The 22376-nt window shown below is 57.4% G+C and carries 23 protein-coding genes; 16 read left to right on the plus strand and 7 right to left on the minus strand.

The genetic code is table 11. The features are described from left to right. Window positions 1-115: 115 nt before the first annotated feature. Genes ureC through GOV87_RS06785 form a run of 5 tightly spaced genes read right to left on the minus strand, consistent with a single transcriptional unit; the run spans window position 116 to window position 3456 of the window. On the minus strand, window positions 116-1876 hold the full coding sequence (ureC, locus tag GOV87_RS06765; RefSeq protein WP_171211248.1) for an urease subunit alpha: 1761 nt from the start codon (window positions 1874-1876) through the stop codon (window positions 116-118). After that, window positions 1876-2181, minus strand: coding sequence for an urease subunit beta (locus GOV87_RS06770; RefSeq protein ID WP_171123794.1), 306 nt, complete (start codon window positions 2179-2181; stop codon window positions 1876-1878). The genes ureC and GOV87_RS06770 overlap by 1 nt, the downstream gene beginning before the upstream one ends. Next, window positions 2178-2339, minus strand: coding sequence for a peptidase M23 (locus GOV87_RS06775; protein WP_171211249.1), 162 nt, complete (start codon window positions 2337-2339; stop codon window positions 2178-2180). Before GOV87_RS06775 ends, GOV87_RS06770 begins: the two co-directional genes overlap by 4 nt. A gap of 15 nt (window positions 2340-2354) precedes the next feature. Further along, window positions 2355-2657 (minus strand): urease subunit gamma, encoded by a 303-nt coding sequence (locus tag GOV87_RS06780; RefSeq protein WP_152460019.1) that lies wholly within the window; start codon window positions 2655-2657, stop codon window positions 2355-2357. A gap of 1 nt (window position 2658) precedes the next feature. After that, window positions 2659-3456 carry an urease accessory protein UreD gene (locus tag GOV87_RS06785; protein ID WP_171211250.1) on the minus strand — a complete coding sequence of 266 codons (798 nt, stop codon included), beginning with the start codon at window positions 3454-3456 and terminating at the stop codon, window positions 2659-2661. Window positions 3457-3872: 416 nt separating this feature from the next. Here GOV87_RS06785 and urtA point away from each other — a divergent pair, with 416 nt between their 5' ends. The 15 genes from urtA to GOV87_RS06860 all read left to right on the plus strand — a co-directional run bounded on the left by urtA (window position 3873) and on the right by GOV87_RS06860 (window position 18963). Further along, complete coding sequence (gene urtA, locus GOV87_RS06790; RefSeq protein ID WP_171211251.1) at window positions 3873-5153, plus strand: urea ABC transporter substrate-binding protein; 1281 nt, start codon at window positions 3873-3875, stop codon at window positions 5151-5153. Window positions 5154-5214: 61 nt separating this feature from the next. Further along, a complete protein-coding gene (gene urtB / locus GOV87_RS06795) occupies window positions 5215-7167 on the plus strand; it encodes an urea ABC transporter permease subunit UrtB (RefSeq protein ID WP_171211252.1) in 1953 nt (650 codons plus the stop codon). A gap of 3 nt (window positions 7168-7170) precedes the next feature. Then, entirely contained in the window at window positions 7171-8400 is a 1230-nt protein-coding gene (gene urtC, locus GOV87_RS06800) for an urea ABC transporter permease subunit UrtC (protein ID WP_171211253.1), read from the plus strand. Beyond that, a complete protein-coding gene (gene urtD / locus GOV87_RS06805) occupies window positions 8397-9137 on the plus strand; it encodes an urea ABC transporter ATP-binding protein UrtD (RefSeq protein ID WP_171123781.1) in 741 nt (246 codons plus the stop codon). Before urtC ends, urtD begins: the two co-directional genes overlap by 4 nt. 3 nt (window positions 9138-9140) lie before the next feature. After that, complete coding sequence (gene urtE, locus GOV87_RS06810) at window positions 9141-9836, plus strand: urea ABC transporter ATP-binding subunit UrtE (protein WP_171211254.1); 696 nt, start codon at window positions 9141-9143, stop codon at window positions 9834-9836. Between the two features lie 283 nt (window positions 9837-10119). Next, window positions 10120-10302: a Flp family type IVb pilin gene (locus GOV87_RS06815; RefSeq protein WP_174825836.1), complete on the plus strand. Its 183-nt coding sequence runs from the start codon at window positions 10120-10122 to the stop codon at window positions 10300-10302. A gap of 54 nt (window positions 10303-10356) precedes the next feature. Then, a complete protein-coding gene (locus GOV87_RS06820; RefSeq protein ID WP_217360796.1) occupies window positions 10357-10539 on the plus strand; it encodes a Flp family type IVb pilin in 183 nt (60 codons plus the stop codon). A gap of 165 nt (window positions 10540-10704) precedes the next feature. Then, window positions 10705-11556: a Flp pilus assembly protein CpaB gene (gene cpaB / locus GOV87_RS06825; RefSeq protein ID WP_171123777.1), complete on the plus strand. Its 852-nt coding sequence runs from the start codon at window positions 10705-10707 to the stop codon at window positions 11554-11556. 27 nt (window positions 11557-11583) lie between these two features. Beyond that, entirely contained in the window at window positions 11584-13143 is a 1560-nt protein-coding gene (locus GOV87_RS06830) for a Tad domain-containing protein (RefSeq protein ID WP_171211255.1), read from the plus strand. Beyond that, window positions 13140-13631: a TadE/TadG family type IV pilus assembly protein gene (locus GOV87_RS06835; RefSeq protein WP_171211256.1), complete on the plus strand. Its 492-nt coding sequence runs from the start codon at window positions 13140-13142 to the stop codon at window positions 13629-13631. Before GOV87_RS06830 ends, GOV87_RS06835 begins: the two co-directional genes overlap by 4 nt. Continuing rightward, the gene (locus GOV87_RS06840) at window positions 13628-14266 is read left to right on the plus strand and encodes a TadE/TadG family type IV pilus assembly protein (protein ID WP_171123771.1); all 639 of its coding nucleotides are present in this window, start codon (window positions 13628-13630) and stop codon (window positions 14264-14266) included. Before GOV87_RS06835 ends, GOV87_RS06840 begins: the two co-directional genes overlap by 4 nt. Before the next feature lie 11 nt (window positions 14267-14277). After that, window positions 14278-15480 (plus strand): AAA family ATPase, encoded by a 1203-nt coding sequence (locus GOV87_RS06845; protein WP_171123769.1) that lies wholly within the window; start codon window positions 14278-14280, stop codon window positions 15478-15480. Between the two features lie 49 nt (window positions 15481-15529). Further along, window positions 15530-16927 (plus strand): CpaF family protein, encoded by a 1398-nt coding sequence (locus GOV87_RS06850; RefSeq protein ID WP_171126260.1) that lies wholly within the window; start codon window positions 15530-15532, stop codon window positions 16925-16927. Between the two features lie 11 nt (window positions 16928-16938). Then, window positions 16939-17967 carry a type II secretion system F family protein gene (locus GOV87_RS06855; protein WP_171211257.1) on the plus strand — a complete coding sequence of 343 codons (1029 nt, stop codon included), beginning with the start codon at window positions 16939-16941 and terminating at the stop codon, window positions 17965-17967. Window positions 17968-17979: 12 nt separating this feature from the next. After that, entirely contained in the window at window positions 17980-18963 is a 984-nt protein-coding gene (locus GOV87_RS06860; RefSeq protein ID WP_171211258.1) for a type II secretion system F family protein, read from the plus strand. Between the two features lie 3 nt (window positions 18964-18966). Here GOV87_RS06860 and GOV87_RS06865 read toward each other — a convergent pair whose 3' ends face one another. Together GOV87_RS06865 and GOV87_RS06870 are read right to left on the minus strand one after the other, a co-directional pair. Then, window positions 18967-19458, minus strand: coding sequence for a prepilin peptidase (locus GOV87_RS06865; protein ID WP_171211259.1), 492 nt, complete (start codon window positions 19456-19458; stop codon window positions 18967-18969). Then, window positions 19458-20303 (minus strand): LuxR family transcriptional regulator, encoded by an 846-nt coding sequence (locus GOV87_RS06870; protein WP_171211260.1) that lies wholly within the window; start codon window positions 20301-20303, stop codon window positions 19458-19460. Before GOV87_RS06870 ends, GOV87_RS06865 begins: the two co-directional genes overlap by 1 nt. Window positions 20304-20972: 669 nt before the next feature. Here GOV87_RS06870 and GOV87_RS06875 point away from each other — a divergent pair. Beyond that, window positions 20973-22319 carry a substrate-binding protein gene (locus GOV87_RS06875; protein ID WP_171123757.1) on the plus strand — a complete coding sequence of 449 codons (1347 nt, stop codon included), beginning with the start codon at window positions 20973-20975 and terminating at the stop codon, window positions 22317-22319. The last annotated feature ends 57 nt before the right edge of the window (window positions 22320-22376 follow it).

Below are 22376 nucleotides of genomic sequence, written 5' to 3' on the forward strand. Positions count from 1 at the left end.
GTGGACCTTCAAACTTGTTGGTCCTCCCTTGGTCTTCATGATGTGTCATGTCGGCCTCATTTAGTAGTAGATGTTTGGTCATGGCTGCGTTGCGTATGCTGCAACGCAGCATGTCTCAGAACATGAAATAGCGTTGCGCCATGGGCAGAACCTCGGCGGGTTGGCAGGTCAGCAACTCGCCATCGGCGCGGACCTCATAGGTTTCGGGGTCAACCTCGACCTGCGGCGTGGCGTGGTTCAGCAATAGGTCGCTTTTGCCGATATTGCGGGTGTTTTGCACCGCAACGGTTTGCTTTGCCAACCCCAGTGTATCACCAATTCCCGCAGCCTGCGCCGCGCCCGAGACAAATGTGATCGCCGAATGTTCGACCGAACGCCCATAGGCCCCGAACATCGGACGGCTATAGACCGGCTGCGGTGTCGGGATCGAGGCATTGGGGTCGCCCATCTGCGCACAGGCAATCGTGCCGCCCAGCAAGACCATCTCGGGCTTGACCCCGAAAAAGGCCGGGTTCCACAGCACCAGATCGGCGCGCTTGCCTTCTTCGATACTGCCAATCTCATGGCTCAGCCCGTGGGCAATTGCCGGGTTGATGGTGTATTTGGCGATATACCGGCGCACGCGCATATTGTCGTTCTCGCCGGTTTCCTCGGGCAGGCGGCCGCGCTGTTTCTTCATCTTGTCGGCGGTCTGCCATGTTCGGATCAGCACCTCTCCGACCCGGCCCATAGCCTGACTGTCCGAGGCGATGATGCTGAACGCGCCCATGTCGTGGAGGATGTCCTCGGCCGCGATCGTCTCGCGCCGGATGCGGCTTTCGGCAAAGGCCACGTCCTCGGGGATGGATTTGTCGAGGTGGTGGCACACCATCAGCATATCCAGATGCTCTTCGACCGTGTTCACGGTGAAGGGGCGCGTCGGGTTGGTCGAAGACGGCAGAACGTGGTTCTCGCCGCAGATCTTGATGATATCGGGGGCGTGACCACCGCCTGCGCCTTCGGTGTGGAAAGCGTGAATCGTCCGGCCTTTCATGGCCCCCACGGTGTTCTCGACAAAACCGGATTCGTTCAGCGTGTCGGTGTGGATCATGACCTGCACGTCCATCGCGTCGGCCACCGTCAGGCAGCAGTCGATAGCGGCAGGGGTGGTGCCCCAATCCTCGTGTAGTTTCAGGGCGCAGGCGCCTGCGTTGATCTGTTCCTCCAGCGCGGCGGGCAGCGAGGCGTTGCCCTTGCCCGCAAAGGCCAGGTTCATCGGAAACGCGTCGGCGGCCTGCAACATCCGCCCGATATGCCACGGTCCCGGCGTGCAGGTGGTGGCCAGCGTCCCATGCGCAGGGCCAGTGCCGCCGCCCAGCATGGTGGTCAGGCCGGAATGCAGCGCATCCTCGATCTGTTGTGGGCAGATAAAATGGATATGGCTGTCGAAACCCCCGGCGGTCAGGATACGCCCTTCGCCCGCAATAGCCTCGGTGCCGGGGCCGATGATGATATCGACGCCGGGTTGCGTGTCGGGGTTCCCGGCCTTGCCGATCTTGGCGATGCGCCCGTCTTTCAGGCCCACATCCGCCTTGTAGATGCCCGAGTGATCCACGATCAGCGCATTGGTGATGACCGTGTCCACGGCCCCTTCGGCCCGCGTGGCCTGAGACTGCCCCATCCCGTCGCGGATCACCTTGCCACCGCCGAACTTGACCTCTTCGCCGTAAAGCAGCGCGTTGTCGCCGGCGCCCCCGGTAGCAGCGGCACCCGCGCGTTCGGCGGTCAGGTCGCGTTCAACCTCGATCACTAGATCGGTATCAGCCAACCGCAGCCTGTCGCCGGTGGTGGGGCCGAACATGGCGGCATAGTCAGAGCGTTTGATTGTTGCTGGCATCAGAGCGACCCCATGACCTTTTGATTGAACCCATAGATCTTACGCGCCCCCCCGATGGGTATCAGCGAGACCTCGCGCGCCTGACCGGGCTCGAACCGGACGGCGGTGCCGGGGGCGATGTCCAGACGCAGCCCGTGTGCGGCGGCGCGGTCGAAATCCAGCGCTGGGTTGGTTTCGGCGAAATGATAGTGCGAGCCGACCTGAACCGGGCGGTCACCAGTATTGGCGACCATCAGGGTGATGGCTGAGGCACTTGCGTTAAGGGTGATCTCGCCCTTGGCCGGGAACAACTCACCTGGGATCATTTGTTCAGCTTTACCATCAACGCGAGGGCGGCTAGTGCAACAACGGCCAGCCCAACGCCCAGAGTGGCATAATCCGAGCCATGCGCATGGATATGTGTTCCGTTATGGGCTGCCGCAGGGCCAGCAAGGATCAGGGCGGGGAAAAGCATACGGGTCATATCAGTGTTCCTTTTTTAGCGGATGGGATTGTGGACAGTCACCAGCTTGGTGCCGTCTGGAAAGGTGGCTTCGACCTGAACCTCGTGGATCATTTCGGGCACGCCCTCCATGCATTGCGCGCGGGTGATCACTTCGGCTCCGGCCTGCATCATATCGGCAACCGAGCGCCCATCGCGCGCGCCTTCGACCACCGCGTCGGTGATCAGCGCGATCGCCTCGGGGTGGTTCAGCTTGACGCCTCGGGCCAATCGCTTGCGGGCGACCTCGGCGGCCATGGCGACCAGCAGTTTGTCTTTTTCACGGGGGGTCAGGTTCATGTCAGATCATCCAGCATCGGGGAAGCGTGTCATTGTTCAGCCGCCGCAGCACCGGCATCAGTGTTCGACGGAGGGTAAAGCTGTCTTCGGCAAGCACCCGGATGACCAGCAGATCGCTTTGGATCAGCGAGGCTCCGGCGGTGGAGGGTAGCATCGCGCGGATAGGGCCGATCTGACCCTCGGCAGTGGGTGAGGCAAAGGCGACCAGCGCCATCGCCCCCGCACCGCCCGCGATATGTGTCTTGGCCAGGTGGGCGTGCAGATCACCGTCGAACTGCATCGCGTCCATAAACAGAGGTGCGCCATCGCGCGCGATCTCAATTCGGTCTCGCAGGCGGATATTGGTCAGGGTCTCGCCCATCGCCATGCGACCAAAGATCAGGGGTTCGACCATCAGGGCGGTGGCATCCGGGGCAAGGTCGATCTGCAACCGGCGATCCAGCGCGCTGCCGTCGAACAGAATGGTTTCCTGCGGTAGCCAGTTCAGCCGCGCGCCCGGAGCGACACTCAGGTGGTTCACGATCTGGCCCGAGGGGCCGGGTTTGGCCTTGTACGCGCGCTCGCAGGCTTGGGTGGTCAGGGTCAGGGTCGTGCCATCGCCCGCGTGGCCGCTAAAGCGGAATGCGTCCCCGCCCGTGATACCACCAGCAGTGTTCAGCAGCACCGCGTCCAGCGCGTTCCCGTCGGTTCGGGGAAACAGGCACTTAAATGACCCCGATTGGCGAAAACCGTCCAATACCGACTTTTCGCCCAATTGCTTTGCACTTAGCCGAATCGCGCCCTTCGCGCGCGGCGGCATCGCGTCTTGCTTGGGCAATATGGAGGCATGTTGAGTAATGACGCACCTGCGGAACCAGAAGTTATGCTGTTGGTTTCAACGTTTGCGCGCCGGAACTCTATTCTTCGACGTCGGTTTTCGTCGGTTTTCCGCAGTATGTGATTAATTTTTGGGCGCGACCTCAGGCGGCTGGTCAAAAAACAGGCAGGTACGGCGGATTGTGAAAAATGATGGGCCCTGCATTTGCTAAATTCTCGGCGATGCAGAAACCGTATGGGTGCCCGCCGAGGAGACGACCCGGGGGTGTGTGACGGCTGCGCGAATTGGACCTCGGACACAACCGCCACACGGAACGCAACAACAGTTGCGGGGATCAGGTAGAAGAAGAGTGCGCGTCTGCGCAAGCCCTCTCTCCCGGCCCCGCCCAGGAGAATCATATGACATCTCTCAAATCCACGCTCGCCGGATCACTTGTCTTTGCCGCCATGGCGACCGCTGCACTGTCTGCTGAAGACACGATCAAAGTCGGTGTATTGCACTCGCTGTCGGGCACCATGGCGATTTCGGAAACCACGCTGAAAGACACCATGCTGATGCTGATCGACCAGCAAAACGCCAAGGGTGGCCTGCTGGGCAAACAGCTTGAGGCCGTGGTCGTTGATCCCGCATCCGACTGGCCGCTGTTCGCGGAAAAAGCGCGCGAGCTGCTGACCGTACATGAGGTGGATGTGATCTTTGGCAACTGGACGTCGGTCAGCCGTAAGTCGGTTCTGCCGGTGATCGAAGAGCTGAACGGCCTGCTGTTCTACCCTGTTCAATATGAGGGCGAGGAATCCTCGAAAAACGTCTTCTATACCGGCGCCGCGCCGAACCAGCAGGCGATCCCTGCGACTGACTATTTCCTGGATGAGCTGGGCGTCGAGAAATTCGCGCTGCTGGGCACCGACTATGTGTACCCGCGTACCACCAACAACATTCTGGAAAGCTACCTGAAGGGTAAAGGCATCGCGGACGAGGATATCTTCGTCAACTACACCCCGTTCGGTCATTCCGACTGGTCCAAGATCGTGGCGGACGTTGTCGCGCTGGGCGCGGATGGCAAGAAAGTCGGCGTGATCTCGACCATCAACGGTGACGCGAATATCGGCTTCTACAAAGAGCTGGCGGCTGCGGGCGTTTCGGCGGATGATATTCCGGTCGTGGCCTTCTCGGTCGGTGAAGAAGAACTGTCGGGTCTGGATACCGCGAACCTGGTCGGTCACATGGCCGCGTGGAACTATTTCCAGTCGGCCGATACCGAAGCCAACGCTGAATTCGTTGAAACATGGAAAGCCACCATGGGTGACGAGCGTGTGACCAATGACCCGATGGAGGCGCACTATATCGGCTTCAACATGTGGGTGAACGCCGCAACTGAGGCTGGCTCGACCGAGGTCGACGACGTACGCGCCGCGATGTACGGGCAGGAATTCCCGAACCTGACTGGCGGCACGGCGGTTATGCTGCCGAACCACCACTTGGCGAAACCGGTTCTGATCGGTGAGATTCAGGAAGACGGTCAGTTCGACATCATCAGCGAAACCGAGGTTGTGCCGGGTGATGCCTGGACAGACTTCCTGCCAGAATCGGCGGTTCTGATCTCGGATTGGAAAGAGCTGGGCTGCGGTATGTACAACACCGAGACCAAGACCTGCGTTCAGACGCTGTCGAACTACTAAACCAGATGCAAGGCGGGTGTGATCGCCCGCCTTGCCCATAAGACACCTCGGGTTTCTCTACATGTTACGACTATTCCTTGCGGGCCTCGCAATTCTGTGCGCCTGCCTGACTGCCAACGCGCAAGAGGGCGGTCTGCAACCGATCCTGCAAGAGCATCAGGAGATCATCGCCAAAAGCTCACGCAAGACGATCGGACCTGCGATTGACGCGATTGTCAGCAGTGGTTTGCCTCAGGCGCAGGTGATGCTTGAGACTTGGGCCGCCAAGAATGTGTGGATGCGCAAGTCGGATGGTCTGTTCTTTGCCGGTAAAAAGGGTGAGGGACGGTCTTATGAGCTGACCGATTTCGACACCGGCGAAGTTGTTGGCACGTACGAGAAATCTGACCTGAAACAATTGAAGCCCAATAGCGGTATCCGCGCAATGATCGGGACGGCCTTGGTGCAATTCCAACTGACCGACCCGGACCGTGCGAAACGCGCGGCCGCGTTGCAATCTATACAACGTGATCCTGAAGGGGCCTTGCTGGCCCCCCTGCGCGCGTCGATTGAGGATGAACCCGACGAGGCGTTGAAGGCGCAGAAACAGCGGCTGGAGCGGTTGCTGACCATTGGTTACGACGAAGACAATGCAGCGCGGGTGGCCGCGATTGAGGACATGTCCGGCGATCTGGGCGTGGATGTCCGCGCAGCGCTGAATCCTCTGGTCGTGACCAGATTGCAGACGGCCGCGGAATTGCCCTCGGATGAGAATATAGCGACCGTGCTGGAGCCCGGATCAGACGTACTTTCACGAGATGCGGCCTATGACCTGCTGGTTGCCAGCGATCTGGCCGCCCCGCGCATTTCACCGGACGATATCCGCTCTGCACTGGCCGCGCATATCGACGGTGGCCGCGTCGGCGACGTCCCTGTCGCGCAACTGAATACAGACGCCACCCGCACACAGGCTTATGCGGCACTGGCAGAAACCGGACTTGTTCCTGCACTGGTCACTGAGGTCGACATCGACGCCGCGCTGGGCGCACATGTGTTCTTTGAAACCTACGCAGAGCCGTCGCCCGAAGTGACCTCCGCCGCCGCACAGGCGCTGGAGCAGATCGAGCTGAAGGTCGGCCTGAACCAGACGCTGGACCTGACGCTGGACGCGATCTCGCTGGCGTCGATCTATTTCCTCGCGGCCATTGGTCTGGCCATCACCTTCGGCGTGATGGGCGTGATCAACATGGCCCATGGTGAGTTCATCATGATGGGTGCCTATACCGGTTACGTCGTACAGCAGTTCATTCCAGACCACACGTTGTCGATCATCGTGGCGATCCCGATGGCTTTTGCCGTCACCTTCGCCATGGGTGTGGCGATGGAGCGGTTGGTGATCCGCTGGCTCTATTCCCGTCCGCTGGAAACGCTGCTGGCAACCTTCGGCATCTCGATCGCGCTACAGCAATTGGCCAAGAACATCTTTGGCACGCAGGCGCGCCCGCTGACCGCGCCCGGCTGGCTGGACGGAGCATGGGTGCTGAACGATGTGGTCTCGATCAGCTATATCCGTATCGCGATCTTTGTGCTGGCGATGATCTTTTTGGGGCTGTTCCTTTACATCATGAAGCGTACCCGCCTGGGGCTTGAGATGCGCGCGGTGACGCAGAATCCGCGTATGGCCGGGTCGATGGGGATCAATCCGGGGCGGGTGAATATGCTGACCTTCGGCTTGGGCTCGGGCATCGCCGGGATTGCGGGCGTTGCGATTGGGTTGTTCGCCAAAGTCACGTCCGATCTGGGCAGCGACTATATCGTGCAGAGCTTCATGACCGTGGTCGTTGGCGGTGTCGGCAACATTTGGGGCGCACTGGCGGGCGCTGGCATGATCGGCTTCCTGCAAAAAGGGATCGAGTGGATGAACCCGTCGAACACCCTCGCCGCGCAGACCTACATGATCATCTTCATCATCATTTTCATTCAGTTCCGGCCAAGGGGCATCATCGCCCTCAAAGGCCGCGCGGCGGGGGATTGAGCCATGGAACGCAGCTTTGTCGCAAAGAATCCCTCGGTGCTGGTCTTTCTAGCTATCCTGTCCCTGTTCACTTTGGGCGTCACCGTCCTGTCCGAAGGGTTCGGGATCGGCGTGATTTCGACCAGTTTCGTCAAGACACTAGGCAAGACCCTGTGCCTGTGCCTGATCGCCGTGGCGATGGATCTGGTCTGGGGCTTTACCGGGATCCTTTCACTGGGCCATTTCGCCTTTTTCGGACTGGGCGGTTACATGATCGGCATGTGGCTGATGTACGAACGCACCCGCCTGATCGTGGTCGAGTCTCTGTCGCAGGCCGATATCCCTCCGACTTCCACTGAAGTCGTGGACGCCATCGGTACGCAAATCTTCGGCGTCGTCGGATCGTCTGAATTCCCGCTGATCTGGGCCTTCTCAGATAGCCTGTTTCTGCAACTGGCACTGGTCGTGCTGGTGCCGGGCCTGCTGGCGCTGATCTTTGGCTGGCTGGCGTTTCGCAGCCGGGTGACGGGAGTCTACCTGTCGATCCTGACTCAAGCCATGACTTTGGCACTGGCGCTATACCTGTTCCAGAACGACAGCGGGTTGCGTGGCAACAACGGCCTGTCGGGTCTTCAGAACCTGCCCGGCGTCACTGCCTCGCAAGACGTGGTGTCGATTTGGTTCCTCTGGGCCTCGGCGCTGGCGCTTGGGCTGGGCTATATGCTGGCGGCATGGGTCGTATCGGGCAAGTTCGGCTCGGTCATCCGCGGCATCCGGGATAACGAGGCGCGGGTGCGGTTCCTTGGCTATTCGGTCGAGGTTTACAAACTGGCCGTCTTCACCCTGACCGCCTGCATCGCAGCCATTGCGGGCGCGCTTTATTACCCGCAAGCGGGCATCATCAACCCCGAGGAAATGGCCCCCATCGCCTCGATCTATCTGGCTGTCTGGGTCGCCATCGGCGGGCGCGGACGTCTGTATGGCGCGGTCATCGGTGCGGCGTTTGTCAGCTTGCTCAGTACATGGTTCACGGGCGGACAAGCCCCCGACATACCGCTGGGGTTCTACACGATCAAATGGGTCGACTGGTGGCAGGTGCTGCTGGGCGTGTCCTTTGTGCTGGTCACGCTGTTCGCCCCGCAAGGGATCGGGGGGTTGTTCGACCTCTGGACCAACCGTCGCGCGCCACAGCGCCACGGCGCGGCCCTTGGGCCTGATGAAAGCGCATTGCGCGAAAAGGAGGCCACGGAATGAGCACTCTGCTAGAGGTCAGCGGCGTTTCTGTCACTTTCGACGGGTTCCGTGCCATCAACAACCTGTCCTTTCAGATCGGCAACGCGGAACTGCGTGCCGTGATCGGTCCAAACGGGGCGGGCAAAACCACCTTCATGGATATCGTCACCGGCAAGACCCGCCCTGACGAGGGCCGCGTGATCTGGGGCGAGAAATCCGTGTCCCTGCTGCGCATGAGCGAGGCAAAAATCGCGCAGGCGGGGATCGGGCGGAAGTTCCAGAAACCCACCGTGTTCGAAGATCAGACGGTGCAGGAAAACCTGCTGATGGCGTTGAAGAACAAACGCGGGTGGTTGGGCGTGCTGTTCTATCGCCCTTCAACGGTTGATCTGGACAAGGTCGAAGAACTGGCCGCCGAGATCGGCTTGAAAGATGAACTGACCCGCAAATCCGGCGAACTCAGCCACGGACAGAAGCAATGGCTTGAGATCGGCATGCTTCTGGCGCAGGAACCGCGCCTGCTGCTGGTCGATGAGCCCGCCGCCGGGATGACGCCGCAGGAACGTGAGCATACTACCGACTTGCTGGTGCAGGCCGCGAAAACCCGTGCCGTGGTGGTGGTGGAACACGATATGGAATTTGTGCGCCGTTTGAACTGCAAGGTCACGGTCCTGCACGAAGGCGCGGTTCTGGCCGAGGGGTCTTTGGACCACGTGACATCAAATCAGGACGTCATCGACGTCTATCTGGGGCGCTAGGCGATGCTGACACTTAACGATCTGACCCTGCATTACGGGCATTCGCAAATTTTGAACGGCATCTCGATGCAGGCTGCACAAGGCGAGGTGACCTGCGTGATGGGCACCAATGGTGTTGGCAAGACCAGCCTGATCAAGGCGATCTCGGGGACGCACCCACGATCCGGCGGGCAAATGGTGCTGAACGGAGAGGAGCTGGGCATCCTGCCTGCGCATCGCATGGCATGGAAAGGTGTGGCGTATGTCCCGCAAGGCCGAGAGATTTTCCCATTGCTGACCGTGCGTGAGAACCTGGAGACCGGATTCGCCTGCCTTCCAAAAACCGAACATCACATTCCCGATGAAATTTTCGAGCTGTTCCCAGTGCTCAGACAGATGCAGAATCGCCGGGGGGGTGATCTGTCCGGTGGGCAACAGCAGCAACTGGCAATCGCACGCGCTTTGATCACCAAACCAAAGCTGCTGCTGCTGGATGAGCCGACCGAAGGCATTCAGCCAAATATCATCCAACAGATTGGAGGAGTCATTCGCCACCTTCGCTCCAAAGGTGAAATGGCAATTGTGTTGGTCGAACAGTATTTTGACTTTGCTTATGACCTTGCTGACCGCTTTGTCGTGCTGAGGCGTGGTGAAATCCTGATGAAGGGCAGCAGGCAGGATCTGTCGCGCGAGCAAGTCCTTCAGGGTGTAACTGTCTAAACTAAATAGATTTTATTTTTCTGTCCCGCCTTGCTTATGTGAGGCGGGATTTTTTGTGATCGCATTAAAGAATTCTTAAGAATCATGGCGCGACTCTTCTGACTGAGGCCGAATTTAGGACACAAATCTGCCCCAAACGACAAAAAATTCCCGTTATACGGGAAAACTTTTGCGTTTGTGGGGAGGTTTGGCAGCTTTCCGCTTGGTAACCATTTGTTAACGGGGATGTCTGCCTCGTGAGTGCGGATTTCGCACGTTGTTAAAACAGTCTGGAGTAAAAGTTATGTCGAATTCCATTCGCAAAATTTTCCTGAAACTGCGCAAAGACGAGCGCGGCGCGACCTTGGTCGAATACGGTGTTGCACTGCTGGTTGCGATTATCGCCGGTGGTACATTCCTTACGTCCCTGGCGACCCAAACGAACTCGAACTTTAGCGACGCTACTTCGTCGATCCAAACTCGCTAAGTCGCGTTGGTTTGTGCGTCTATCGCACTCTAACAATAATCTGGAGAAAAAATCATGTCGGGATCTATTCGCAAGATTTTCCTGAAACTCCGTAAAGACGAGCGTGGGGCTACTTTGGTGGAATACGGAGTCGCTCTGCTGGTTGCAATTATCGCTGGTGGTACATTCCTAACCAGTTTGGCGAGCGAAACGAACTCTAACTACACTGACGCCACAACAGCCGCTGCGACGCGCTGATTCAGGGCGCATGAGTTCTTTGAATAGCTAACTCCCCGCAAGCTCTTTGTGGGGGGTAGCACCCAACTTAATCAGTAGCGTCAGTTTGATTACCGTTTTGTAAAGTTACACAGCAATTCGCCCAAATCTGACTGCCAAAGCCGACTTCGGAAATTGGAGGGCAAAATGCGAGTTAAATCATTTTTGATGACAGTCTTCGGGGTCGCCCTGGCGGGGGGCGCGGTATTCTGGGCCCAAGACCAGCTTGAAAGAAATCAGGCAGCCGCTGTCGATAACACCATCGTTCGCGTAGTTGCCGTGGCAGATAACATTGCCTTCGGTAGCCCGATCGAAAGATACAAGCTTACAACGATTGAATGGCCGGCCGACTCTGTTCCGCCGGGCGTGTTCACAAATTTCGACGATGTCGTACCCGCTCAGGGTGGAGAGCCGCGTCGCGCGAAACGTGCCCTGGCGCAGGGAGAGCTTCTGCTGGCATCCAAAGTCTCGGGATTTGGTGAAAAAGTCACGATTGTTCAGACAATTGGTGAAGGCAACCGCGCGATGGCGATCAACGTCAACGCGCAGACCGGCGTTGGTGGCTTCGTCACCCCCGGCGATTTTGTCGACATCGTTCTGACCCGTGGCAGCGATGATACCCTGCGTGCGCTGACCATCCTGCAAAACATCCGGGTTATTGGTGTTGACCAGAAAACCGATGAGGAACTGGACCAGCCAGGAATTGCCCGCACCGTAACGGTGGAGGTGACACCGGATGAAAGCCAACGCCTGGCGCTGGCGCAGAAAGCCGGTCAGTTGAGCCTGTCCCTGCGGTCGCTGGATGAGCTTGACGACAAGCCGCTGGAAACCGTGCGCCTGAGCGACATCCTGCTTGAAAAGTCACCGGTTGATGACGGCACGCCGCAGCCTGTGGTCAAGGTACGCCGCGGCATTACCGACGTCCAAGAAGTTCCGGTCGTAAATAACACTACAGAAGAAGAGACACCTGTCACTGATACGTCCAGCACCGTGAACTAAGGCGCGTCGAGTTTGTTCGGAGGGTTAATGATGTTCTCGTTACGTACTTTCAAGAAAGAAGAAGACGGAACCATCCTGGTCTTTGCGGCCCTATGTCTGGCCATGATCATCGGATTTGCCGCTCTGACCTTTGACCTTGGACGTATGGCGTCGACGCAAACTGACCTTCAGGCCTATGCCGACCACGTCGCCTTGGCCGCCGCCGGAGAGCTGGACGGAAACCCCGACTCAATCACTCGTGCCACAAATGCGGCGGGTGCGATGATCGTGGATAAACAGTTCTTCGCCGACGGTGACAAAACCCTGGATTCGGCAGCGGATTTCTCGCTCCGTTTCCTGACGGGTTTGCCCACCCCGGCAGCGGATCCTGACGACGATGATGCCGTAGACAGCTTTGTCACGACCGACCCGGCTTTGGCTGTCATGGTTGAAGTGACAGCGACCCCAAGAACTGTATTCATCCCGTTTGCTCGTGCGCTGGCATCTTTGGTCGGTGCAGCGACCCCCAATGAACAGGTCGGTGCCCAGGCGATTGCAGGGTACACTTCTTACGCTTGTGACGTGACACCGCTGATGTTCTGCATCCCGCCTAACTGGTCGGCCAGCGACCCTGCGATTGTGGGGACGACGATCAAACTGCGTACCGGTGGGAACAATTCAGCTTGGGGTCCCGGTAACTTTGGTTTCCTTGATCCGACGGATTATGGAATCAACCCGCTGGGGCCCTGCAACGGGCTGACCGGGGCCAATCTTTACATTTGCCTGATCGCGGCAGAGGGCAACATAGGGCGTTGCGTTGCGCAGCGCGGTGTTGACACCGAACCCGGTCAAAGAAACGGGATTGGCAGCGCGATCTATAACTCCCGCTTCGATTATTTCTCGGGCACGATGAATAATCTGAAGAACAACCCCGACTATGCACCAGCGCCGAATGTAATCTCGGGTTGGAACCGCTCGGGCAATAGCAACGGCAACGGCACTGGCCCGAATTGCATAAACGGCCAGCCAGAAGTTTCGCTGGATACGCTTCCTTTGCCGCCAGATGATTGTTTCGTGGACGACTCCTGTAGTTTCCCCGGCGGTGGCGGTCGATTTGGTGACGGGGATTGGAGTGATGGCCGATCGGATTACCTGACCCAGAACTATGGCGTCGGCCTGGACCCCGCGAACCCTCTGCCAGCGCATTCTCAAGGCCTGAAAGTTGACGCGCTGAACGCAATGCCTGCATCGACCACGCGCTACCAGATGTATCTGGAGGAAATTGACCAGTTCGGCAGCGGCGATATCTTGGAACAACGCCAAGAGAACGGCCGCCCCCAATGTAACGCGCCTGCCACGTCAACTGATCCCGACCGCCGGACCTTTATTCTTGCTGCCGTCGACTGCGCCGCAAACAACGTACAGGGACGTGCAGAAGACGTCACGGTGAAAGAATACGTAAAAGGCTTCCTGATCCAGCCATTGGCGAACACCAACGGTACAGACTTTGACATCTTCCTGGAAGTAGTCAGCCAGGTCGGTGGTGACGGTCTGGGCGGTAACGAAGACGACGGAATCTTCCGCGACGTCGTGAGGTTGTACCGGTGAAACGTCTGTTTGCTCATATCACGCGGCTCAAGCGCTGTGAGTCAGGCGCGCCTATGGTCGAATTTGCCATCATCCTTCCCGTTCTGCTGCTGTTCATCGCAGTTATTATCGAAGGCGGCCGGATCACCTGGATCCATCAGGCGACGGCAGGTGGTGTACGGGATGCGTCCCGCATGATTGCCCGCATTGCCCCGCTTGACTTGTGTAATGCCGGAACCGTCGGGACCTATGACTCGCTTGCGACCACTATCGTCACCAACCAGTTGGGTGGCTCGTCGATCATGCCGGGTGGGACGACTGTCGTGGATGTCACCCCGACCTGTATCCCCCGTGTGGGAACCTATCGGGTCAACCCGGCGTCTATCGTTGAAGTTACGGCCGAGGTTGAGATTGACTTTATCTTTGGTGGAATATTTGGCTGGTTCGGCAACTCGCTGACATCCATTACCACCGTGATTTCGGATCAAAGCAGGGTGTACGGCGTATGAGACAACTAGCCCATATCGCAAGGTTGCTTGGCCGTCAGGACCGTGGCGCGGCATTGGTCGAATTGGCCATCGTCATTCCAATATTCCTGTTCCTGATTTTTGGCGTCATCGACTACGGTCGCCTGTATTGGTCAACAACGGCTGCGCAGAAAGCGATGCATACCGCCGCGAGACTGGCAACCGTTGGTCCGCCTCAATGTGGCGCGCTGCCTGCGTCGCATGACCTGTCTGGAACTGCGCCGGGTGACACACGATTTGGCGCGCTGTGCCGCAGCGGGAATATCTGTGCGGTCCCCAACCTTCCGGCTCCGTGCACGTTGGACACGTCGACGGCCTATGGCGCGCGTATCTGGGACGAGATCGGCCCGTTGCTTCCGCCTGGAACGACGGCAGCCAATGTTCAGTTCACTTATTCGCATGACTCTCGGCTTGGATTCCTCGGTGGACCCTATACGCCGGTTGTCACAGCAGATCTCATTAATGTCGACTTCAATTTCGTGATGCCACTGGCAGGACTGGCTGCCTTGGCAGGTGGAGGCCCTGCGGTCACGTCCAATACCCCAAACAGTATTTCCCTTCCCGCCATGAGCACTTCGGTACCTGCCGAAGACCTGGCTGTCGGGGCGGTAGAGTAAGGAGAAAGATAATGAGTGCTAAGCAGATTTCAGTATTGTTGATTTCGCCTGACGAACAAATCTATTCGGCGATCGAAGGGTCCCTGGCCAGTCAGGATAACTGCACGTTCACCGGTCAGAAGGACACGGTCGAGGGTGCCAACGGATCGGCCGTCTCGCTGACCGCGCTGCATGATGTTGTGCTTTTCGACGTGGACGAGAATTCGGACGCCATGCTTGAGACCGCGCAATCCATCTGCGATGCCCGGATGCCGAACGCAATCATTATCGCTCTGGCTCCTGAAGACCTGCCGCTTGAAAAGGCGCGTCAGCTCACGAAGCTGGGCGTAGATGATGTTCTGCCCCGTAAGGCGATTAACGAAGAAATCGTTCCTCAGGTAGACGCAATCCGTGCCCGCCGCCAGGCTCAGTTGCCCGCTGTTTGGGGCGGTCAGGCGACTCTTGGCAAGGTCATTGCCGTAGCGAAGTCCCGAGGCGGGGTAGGGTCTTCGCTTGTTGCCGCGAATATGGCCAACGAACTGCAATGCAAGGAAGGTTTTTTCAAGAAAAAGGCCGCGAACGACGTCGCCGTCGTCGATCTTGATTTCCAGTTCGGGTCCATCGCAGCCCTGATGGACGTCGAAGAAAGTGACGCGATGTGGCGGATGGCCATGGAAGAAAGCATCCCTGACAATGCGTTTCTGGAACAGGCCATGGTGAAAGCACCCTGCGGCGTAGACGTTCTGGCCGCGCCGTCGCGCTATGGGCCGTTGTCTGCGATCAAGGAAGAGCAAATCTCGGCCATTCTTGATAGCCTGCGGCGCACTCATGACTACGTCGTCGTGGATTTGCCTCGTGCTCTGGTCGAGTGGATCACACCTGTTCTTGCTCAGGCAGACCGGTTGTACCTGGTCACGGACGTCGCGGTTCCATCGGTTCGGTCCGCCCGTAAACTGATGGACTTCTATCAAGCCGAAAATCCGGCGATTGATATTCAGCTTGTCGCCAGCCTTGAGAAAAAGCCGCTGTTCCCCGCCGCGCACCATCGGGCAGCGTCGAAATTGCTGGAAAAAGACTTTGCCTATTGGGTGCCCAAGGACGATCGCACAGTGCGTGAATCCGTTGATCGCGGCATCCCGCTGCAGGAGGTCTCAAACCGGGCACCTGCGACGCGCGCCATCAAGAAGCTGGCAGATGAAACCCGTATCGCAATGCCGCCTCGTGTCGGTAAGTGATCGGTCGCCATCTGTAGACGTGAATTAACAAGTAATAAGGGTTTGGAATATGTTTCGTGAATTTGACAGAACAGGTCGCACATCTTCTGGCGCAGCCAAGATTGTGGCTTTGGACACGAAGCAGGTTGCCGACAACCTGTCCGATATTGCAGCATTTGATGCCGAGAAAAAAGCGAACCAGCAAGCAATGGAGCTGGAGCGCATTGATCTGAAGGCGCGGATGCACAACTCGTTGCTGGATAAGCTGAATCTGGCCGTCATCGACAAGGTCGAAGAAGAAACGCTTCGCGGCGAGATTGGGAAACACGCAACGGAACTTCTTCGTGCCGAAGGTCGCGCGATGCGCAGCGAAGAGGTCAAGCAACTGGTCGAGGAACTGATGCATGAGGTTCTGGGGCTTGGTCCTCTTGAACCGCTGCTGGCCGATCCGACGATCAACGATATCCTGGTCAACGGGCATGAACAGATTTTCGTGGAACGTGCCGGTATTCTTGAAAAAACGTCGGCCCGGTTCCGTGATGAACGTCACCTGCTTAGAATTATCGACAAAATCGTCAGCCGCGTGGGTCGCCGTATTGACGAACGCCAGCCCTGGGTGGACGCGCGTCTGGAGGATGGCAGCCGGGTCAATGCGATCATCCGCCCCTGTGCGCTGGACGGCCCGGCGCTGTCAATTCGGAAGTTTGCACGCGTTCCGCTGACGATGCAGCGTCTTGTTCAGAACGAAGCCCTGAATGACAGTGCTGCGGCCCTGTTGCGCGGGCTGGTCGAAGCCAAGATGAACGTCTTGATCTCGGGCGGTACCGGTTCGGGTAAGACAACCATGCTGAACGCTCTGTCATCTTATATTGGTGCCCGTGAACGTATTGTAACGATCGAAGACGCCGCGGAACTGCAACTGCAGCAGGAACACGTCCTGCGCATGGAAACTCGCCCGGCAGGTCTGGACGGAACTGGTGCGGTGGCGCAGCGTGATCTGGTTCGCAACGCGCTTCGGATGCGTCCCGACCGTATCGTGGTGGGCGAGGTTCGCGGCTCGGAAGCCTTTGACATGCTGCAAGCGATGAACACAGGTCACGACGGCTCGATGACCACAGTTCACGCCAACACGCCCCGAGACGCTTTGGCGCGGGTCGAGCAGATGGTTCAGATGGGTGGGATGGAGCTGCCGCACACGGCGATCCGGTCAACCATCGCGTCGGCCATCAACTTTGTGCTGCAGCTGAACCGTATGTCTGACGGCACCCGTCGTGTAACGTCCATTGCCGAAGTTACCGGTATGGAAGCAGACGTCGTGACCATGCAGGACATCTTTGTCTTCAAGCGTCAAGGCAAGGACGAAAACGGCAAGGTACTGGGTAAGTTCGTTGCAACCGGCATTCGCCCCAAATCCAGCGATGTTTTGGCCGCGGCCGGCGTGGACTTGTCTTCGGTCCAATTCAACTAAGGAGGTCGGCTATGTTTGAGCAAATTCGGGCTTTCTTTGCAGACATCGACATCAACGCCATTTTAGGCCCAGAGTTGGAAGTGGCCGGGTTTGACGCCCAGTTGGTTATGGCACTGGCCATTTTCCTGGGTGCGCTTATTGCCTTTGAAGGAATACGGCAGTTTCTGAAGCGCGGTGAAAACCGCGAAGAGGCGATCAATCGTCGCGTTCAGATGTTGAACCAGGGTTCAACCGGAGAAGACGTTCTGAACCTGCTGAAACCGCAGGAAGCCAGACCGCTGCTGCGGAAGTTTCCTTTTGTCGGCGATTTGCCTGCCGCGCTCAAGGCGTCTGGTTTGAACATGGTTCCGGAAGTTTTTCTGATGGCCTGCGTCGCAGCGTTCCTGATTTGTGCGATCGGCGGGTCGATGGTGGCTAACCCTCTGCAGGTGGTCTCAATCTCAGCTCTGGTCTTTCTGATCGGACCGCTTCTCGCCTTGGGTGCTACGCTTCGTCAGCGTAAAGCCGCATTGATCAAGCAACTGCCCGATGCGCTGGACCTGATGTCGCGCGGTTTGAAAGTGGGTCACCCTCTGAACGCAACCTTGCAAAGCGTCGCCGAAGAAATGCCGGATCCCATCGGAACAGAATTTGGCCTTGTCGTTGACCAAGTAGCCTTTGGTGAAGAATTGACGACAGCTATGAAGGCTATGGCGGACCGTGTTGACGAAGAAGACGTTCAATACCTCGCCGTTGCGCTGATGATGCAGCACGGCACGGGCGGTGATCTTGCGGGTATTCTTAGGACATTGTCCCGTGTGATCCGCGCGCGCATGTCTCTGCGCCGCAAGATCAAGGCGATTTCGGCCGAAGGACGGATGACCGCCTATATCCTTTCGTCCATTCCGGTTCTGATCGCGGTATTCATGACGATTATTACGCCCTCATATTATGGCGATGTAATGGACGCTCCGGCATTTTGGCCGGCAATGAGCGTTATTGCGGTGGCAGTCGTTCTCAATGCCTTCGTGATGTTCAAGCTCGTGAATTTCCGGATATAAGGAGCATTTACGATGGAATTTATTAGTTCACTTTTGGATGGTGGCTGGGGTACTCAGGCCTTGATCCTTGGCCTTGTTGCTGTTGGTGCTATTATTGCTTTTCTGGGAATTTCGTCATCGCTAAGCGAACGCTCTACAGCGGCCGAGCGCATGATGCCGAGCCGTCAGCGCCAAAACCTGACCCGTACAATAACCAATGACCTCGAAGACGAGGCCCCGGTAGGGTTGAGCGCGGCCTTGATCCCAAGCGATGCCAGTGAACGCTTCGAAGTTGGGCAGGTTCTGGCGAAATCGGGCTTTCGCGGAAAGAATGCGATTGCGGGATATTACTTCTTGCGGTTGATGTTGGCCACGTCTCTGCCTTTGCTGTTCATCCTGTTGCTGAACTGGCAGCCCGCCAACAGTATCGGCAATTCCATCGGCAAATACATGTCCAGCTTGGACCTGTTGGAAATCATCCGTAATGTCGCCATTTTGTGCGCGATTGGTTTCTTTGGCCCCCAGTACTGGATGAACGCGCGCATAAAAGAGCGTAAGCGGCTCATGGAAAATGCCTTTCCCAACATGCTGGATCTTCTTCAGATCGGCGTCGAAGCAGGAATGGGCTTTGATCAGGCCCTTCTGAAGGTCGCTGTGGAAATGCAGCTGGTTTCGCCCGAAATGTCCGAAGAAATCCTGATTGCGCTCAGTGAAATTCAGGCCGGTCGCGACCGTGACACAGCCCTCATGCGCATGGCCCGTCGCACCGGTATCGAAGAGATGAGTTCCTTCGTAAGCGTTGTCCTTCAGTCGACAAGATTCGGTGTGCCGCTTGCGGCAGCACTGAACACATACGCCGAAGAGATGCGCGAGTTGCGCGAATTGCGGGCGCAGGAAATGGCGAACAAACTGCCGGTGAAAATGTCGGGTGTGATGGCCTTCCTGATGCTGCCAGCAATCGCTGGTCTAATCCTGACGCCGATCTTTATCCGCTATGCTGAAACGTTCGGGAACTGATCGTTAACCGGTCAGTTCCGCGACTGATATGGCGATCAGGACCAATCCTGCCGAGCCGATTGCGATGCCCATTGGAAACTCACGTGATTGGGCGGTCGACTTGAAACGAGGGGAAGTATCGCGCGCAAGACGGCGGAACAAGGCCATACCAACCAGACCGACCGCCATCGCGGCCGCAAACAAGAACAGGTAGTTCGGTATCTGGGTCGAAGGAACAGCAAGAAAGACGATGGGTAGCATCTTGGCGTCCCCCCCGCCAAGCCAGTTGATGGCAAACAGACCGAAACAGATCACAAAGCACGCCCCCGCGATCAGCAAGCGCAAAAGAAGCTCGTTCCATGCCAGAAAGGGTGCGGCAGCCACAAACAGGATCAGGCCCACAATGCAGTAGGTATTTGGAATTCTGAGCTGGGTAAAATCCGTCCAGGCCATTGCGACGAACAGCGGTGCGAACAGCCACAATGCCAGCCAATTTTGCCAGTCGGTGTCTGGCATCAAGCCCTTGCCTGATGCTGCTTTCCGTGCAGTGCTTCGCGTTCTTCGACTGAAACCAAACGTCTTGCCAGCATGTGAAAGTTATCCAGACCTGTTTTCGAATAGATATGCTTCAGATGCGTTCTAACAGTTGCTGGCCCAATTCCAAGTTCTGTGCCGATCCCTTGCGGAGAAATGCCGCGCGAAACCAGCGCGCATACGCGCCATTCAGCGCGGGTCAACCCAGCCGGGTTTCCTGTGCTTAGGATTGGAGTGTCCGTTGTGCTTTTCCGAATTGTCGACACTGTTTGGCGCGACAAAGCTTCGGTGACCAAACCCGGTCGACGGCTTTGGTAGGTTTCTGAAAGCTGCGGAGCGATCTGTTCAATGGCTTCCTTGAAACCGGGTTCGGGGGTTTGCCCGAAATGCAGCTCCAGAAAGTCGATCTCGCCCCCTTGGTGATCCAGGCAGACAAACAGAATGTCCTTAATCTTGCGATGAGTTACCCAATCGACAAGGACGGGTGACAAATCGCTGGGATCTTCACCATCCTCACGCAAGCTGAAAACAGATGCCCGTTTCGGCATGTTGCGGAAAGGGCCCAATGCATCGTTGGCAAAGGACAAGAACAGCGGGCGGCTGACGGCCGGATCACGCGTGTCCGCACGGGCGGCAACGCGATGCGCCCCCTTGTTGAGCCAGAGCCGGCTAATCACGCCGCAATCTGCACCGAAGGCTTCAACAATGCCTTTCAGCGCGGCGTCCAATACCAGACCACCCTGGCTCCAGTGAATGAAATTTATGATGGCTCTTGCGTGAAGCGTGTTAGGCAGCCACACTCCGCGATGAGCATTCCCCCCATTCATGTCACACCGTTCCGTTACTCGTAAAAAATTACAGGTTAATGATTTATAAAGTCTTTTCACTTTTACCGATTCTACTCGGCCCACCAGAAATATCACTTGAAAATGAACCGAAAATTAATTTTTAACTAATTCGAAGGTATCGCTTGGAAGTTGTGACTAATTAGTCGCCGTTGCGACGACAATGCGTCGTTTCAACTTTCACTGTGTCTGGGATTGGGCCGGAAAGCAGAGGCAATTCCAGCCGTTTTGTGCTGGTGTCAGAAGAGTCTTTGAGTCGGGTTGATGGCCGTCGACTGCCATATCAGAGCGATGTTACGCGTGTGGGTTTATGCGAGGCATTCCGCCTGTAAGTTTCAAACTGGTACTTCGTGGAGGGGTATTACAGTAAGTATGGACTCATGGTTTGCAGAAATATCGGGATGGGCCTGAATGTCGAGGGTGAGCATTTTTACTATTTAATTGAATGAAAATAGAGCCTAACGATCTCTGGTGTCAAAACAGTTACAAAACATTCTCGTTTCTGTGTATTTGTTTACATAAGATTCCTTCGAAATTAATGGGTTGTTGTGAATTTTTCAGAAGCGCCTCCATACTTACTGCACGCAGAAATGCGATTTCGTCCGATGGAAGAGGAGCCAGAGGGCGGAAAATGGGAAATGGGAGGAATTAATGACCAATAAATCTGTCACACGCCGCGGCGTGCTGAAGTCCGGTGCCGTTGCGGGAACCGGTCTGGCCCTGCCTACGATCTTTACCGCTTCGTCGGCTGCTGCCTACACCAACGAACCGACAGGGTCCTCTGTCACTTTGGGATTCAACGTCCCACAAACAGGTCCTTACGCCGAAGAAGGCAATGACGAGTTGCTCGCGCAGCAACTGGCGGTTGAGCATCTGAACGGCGAAGGCGACGGAGGCTGTCTGAACACGTTTTCGTCCAAGGCCCTGAAGGGGAACGGTATCCTTGGCAAGAAGGTCGAGTTCGTCACCGGCGATACGCAGACCAAGTCGGACGCCGCACGCGCATCGGCCAAGTCGATGATCGAAAAAGACGGCGCGGTGATGATCAATGGCGGTTCGTCCTCGGGCGTGGCCGTTGCGGTTCAGGGCTTGTGCCAAGAAGCGGGCGTGATCTTTATGGCGGGTCTGACCCATGCCAATGACACCACCGGCAAGGACAAGAAGGCCAACGGCTTCCGCCACTTCTTCAACGCCTATATGTCAGGTGCAGCCCTTGCACCGGTGCTGGCGGCTGAGATGGGCAACGAGCGCCGCGCCTATCACCTGACGGCTGACTACAACTGGGGCTGGACCCAGGAAGAGTCGATCGTCGCTTCGACCGAAGCTCTGGGATGGGAAACGGTCAACACGGTGAAAACACCACTCGCGTCGACAGACTTCTCGTCCTATATCGCTCCGGTTCTGAACTCGGGCGCGGACGTGCTGGTTCTGAACCACTACGGCGGCAACATGGTGAACTCGCTGACCAACGCGATCCAGTTCGGCCTGCTCGACAAGGTTGCCAACGGCAAGGACTTCAAGATCGTCGTGCCGCTGTATTCCGAACTGATGGCCGCCGGTGCGGGCGAGAACATCAAGGGCGTTCTGGGTTCGATGAACTGGAACTGGCAGTTGCAGGATGAAGGCACCAAGGCCTTCGTGAAGTCCTTTGGCGAGAAGTATGGCAAACCGCCATCAAACTCGGCCCAGACTTGCTATGCGCAGACCCTGCTTTATGCGGATGCCTGTGAGCGTGCGGGGACCTTCAATCCCTGCGGTGTTGTCGAAGCTCTGGAAGATTTCGAGTTCGACGGCTTGGGCAACGGCCCGACCTGGTATCGCGGTGCCGACCACCAGTGCTTCAAGGACGTGCTGGTTGTGCGGGGTAACGAAAACCCGACCAACGCGTATGACACGCTGGAAATCGTTGAGATCACGCCGCGTGCGCAGGTCGAATACGATCCCGAGCACCCAATGTTCGCCGGTGGCGAACTGGGTCAGTGCAACCCGGGCGCATAAACCTGAGGTAATGGTCTGGCTGCCTGACGGCGGCCAGACATTTTCGGCAGGCATGAT

Origin of the sequence: Ruegeria sp. HKCCA5426 (genome assembly GCF_013034585.1) — a bacterium.
GTDB lineage: Bacteria > Pseudomonadota > Alphaproteobacteria > Rhodobacterales > Rhodobacteraceae > Ruegeria.

What these genes read in the sequence shown, in the direction of transcription:
- ureC (WP_171211248.1), bottom strand. Translation starts at nt 1,876, where the DNA reads ATGCCAGCAACAATCAAACGCTCTGACTATGCCGCCATGTTCGGCCCC.
- GOV87_RS06770 (WP_171123794.1), bottom strand. Translation starts at nt 2,181, where the DNA reads ATGATCCCAGGTGAGTTGTTCCCGGCCAAGGGCGAGATCACCCTTAAC.
- GOV87_RS06775 (WP_171211249.1), bottom strand. Translation starts at nt 2,339, where the DNA reads ATGACCCGTATGCTTTTCCCCGCCCTGATCCTTGCTGGCCCTGCGGCA.
- GOV87_RS06780 (WP_152460019.1), bottom strand. Translation starts at nt 2,657, where the DNA reads ATGAACCTGACCCCCCGTGAAAAAGACAAACTGCTGGTCGCCATGGCC.
- GOV87_RS06785 (WP_171211250.1), bottom strand. Translation starts at nt 3,456, where the DNA reads ATGCCGCCGCGCGCGAAGGGCGCGATTCGGCTAAGTGCAAAGCAATTG.
- urtA (WP_171211251.1), top strand. Translation starts at nt 3,873, where the DNA reads ATGACATCTCTCAAATCCACGCTCGCCGGATCACTTGTCTTTGCCGCC.
- urtB (WP_171211252.1), top strand. Translation starts at nt 5,215, where the DNA reads ATGTTACGACTATTCCTTGCGGGCCTCGCAATTCTGTGCGCCTGCCTG.
- urtC (WP_171211253.1), top strand. Translation starts at nt 7,171, where the DNA reads ATGGAACGCAGCTTTGTCGCAAAGAATCCCTCGGTGCTGGTCTTTCTA.
- urtD (WP_171123781.1), top strand. Translation starts at nt 8,397, where the DNA reads ATGAGCACTCTGCTAGAGGTCAGCGGCGTTTCTGTCACTTTCGACGGG.
- urtE (WP_171211254.1), top strand. Translation starts at nt 9,141, where the DNA reads ATGCTGACACTTAACGATCTGACCCTGCATTACGGGCATTCGCAAATT.
- GOV87_RS06815 (WP_174825836.1), top strand. Translation starts at nt 10,120, where the DNA reads ATGTCGAATTCCATTCGCAAAATTTTCCTGAAACTGCGCAAAGACGAG.
- GOV87_RS06820 (WP_217360796.1), top strand. Translation starts at nt 10,357, where the DNA reads ATGTCGGGATCTATTCGCAAGATTTTCCTGAAACTCCGTAAAGACGAG.
- cpaB (WP_171123777.1), top strand. Translation starts at nt 10,705, where the DNA reads ATGCGAGTTAAATCATTTTTGATGACAGTCTTCGGGGTCGCCCTGGCG.
- GOV87_RS06830 (WP_171211255.1), top strand. Translation starts at nt 11,584, where the DNA reads ATGATGTTCTCGTTACGTACTTTCAAGAAAGAAGAAGACGGAACCATC.
- GOV87_RS06840 (WP_171123771.1), top strand. Translation starts at nt 13,628, where the DNA reads ATGAGACAACTAGCCCATATCGCAAGGTTGCTTGGCCGTCAGGACCGT.
- GOV87_RS06845 (WP_171123769.1), top strand. Translation starts at nt 14,278, where the DNA reads ATGAGTGCTAAGCAGATTTCAGTATTGTTGATTTCGCCTGACGAACAA.
- GOV87_RS06850 (WP_171126260.1), top strand. Translation starts at nt 15,530, where the DNA reads ATGTTTCGTGAATTTGACAGAACAGGTCGCACATCTTCTGGCGCAGCC.
- GOV87_RS06855 (WP_171211257.1), top strand. Translation starts at nt 16,939, where the DNA reads ATGTTTGAGCAAATTCGGGCTTTCTTTGCAGACATCGACATCAACGCC.
- GOV87_RS06860 (WP_171211258.1), top strand. Translation starts at nt 17,980, where the DNA reads ATGGAATTTATTAGTTCACTTTTGGATGGTGGCTGGGGTACTCAGGCC.
- GOV87_RS06865 (WP_171211259.1), bottom strand. Translation starts at nt 19,458, where the DNA reads ATGCCAGACACCGACTGGCAAAATTGGCTGGCATTGTGGCTGTTCGCA.
- GOV87_RS06870 (WP_171211260.1), bottom strand. Translation starts at nt 20,303, where the DNA reads ATGAATGGGGGGAATGCTCATCGCGGAGTGTGGCTGCCTAACACGCTT.
- GOV87_RS06875 (WP_171123757.1), top strand. Translation starts at nt 20,973, where the DNA reads ATGACCAATAAATCTGTCACACGCCGCGGCGTGCTGAAGTCCGGTGCC.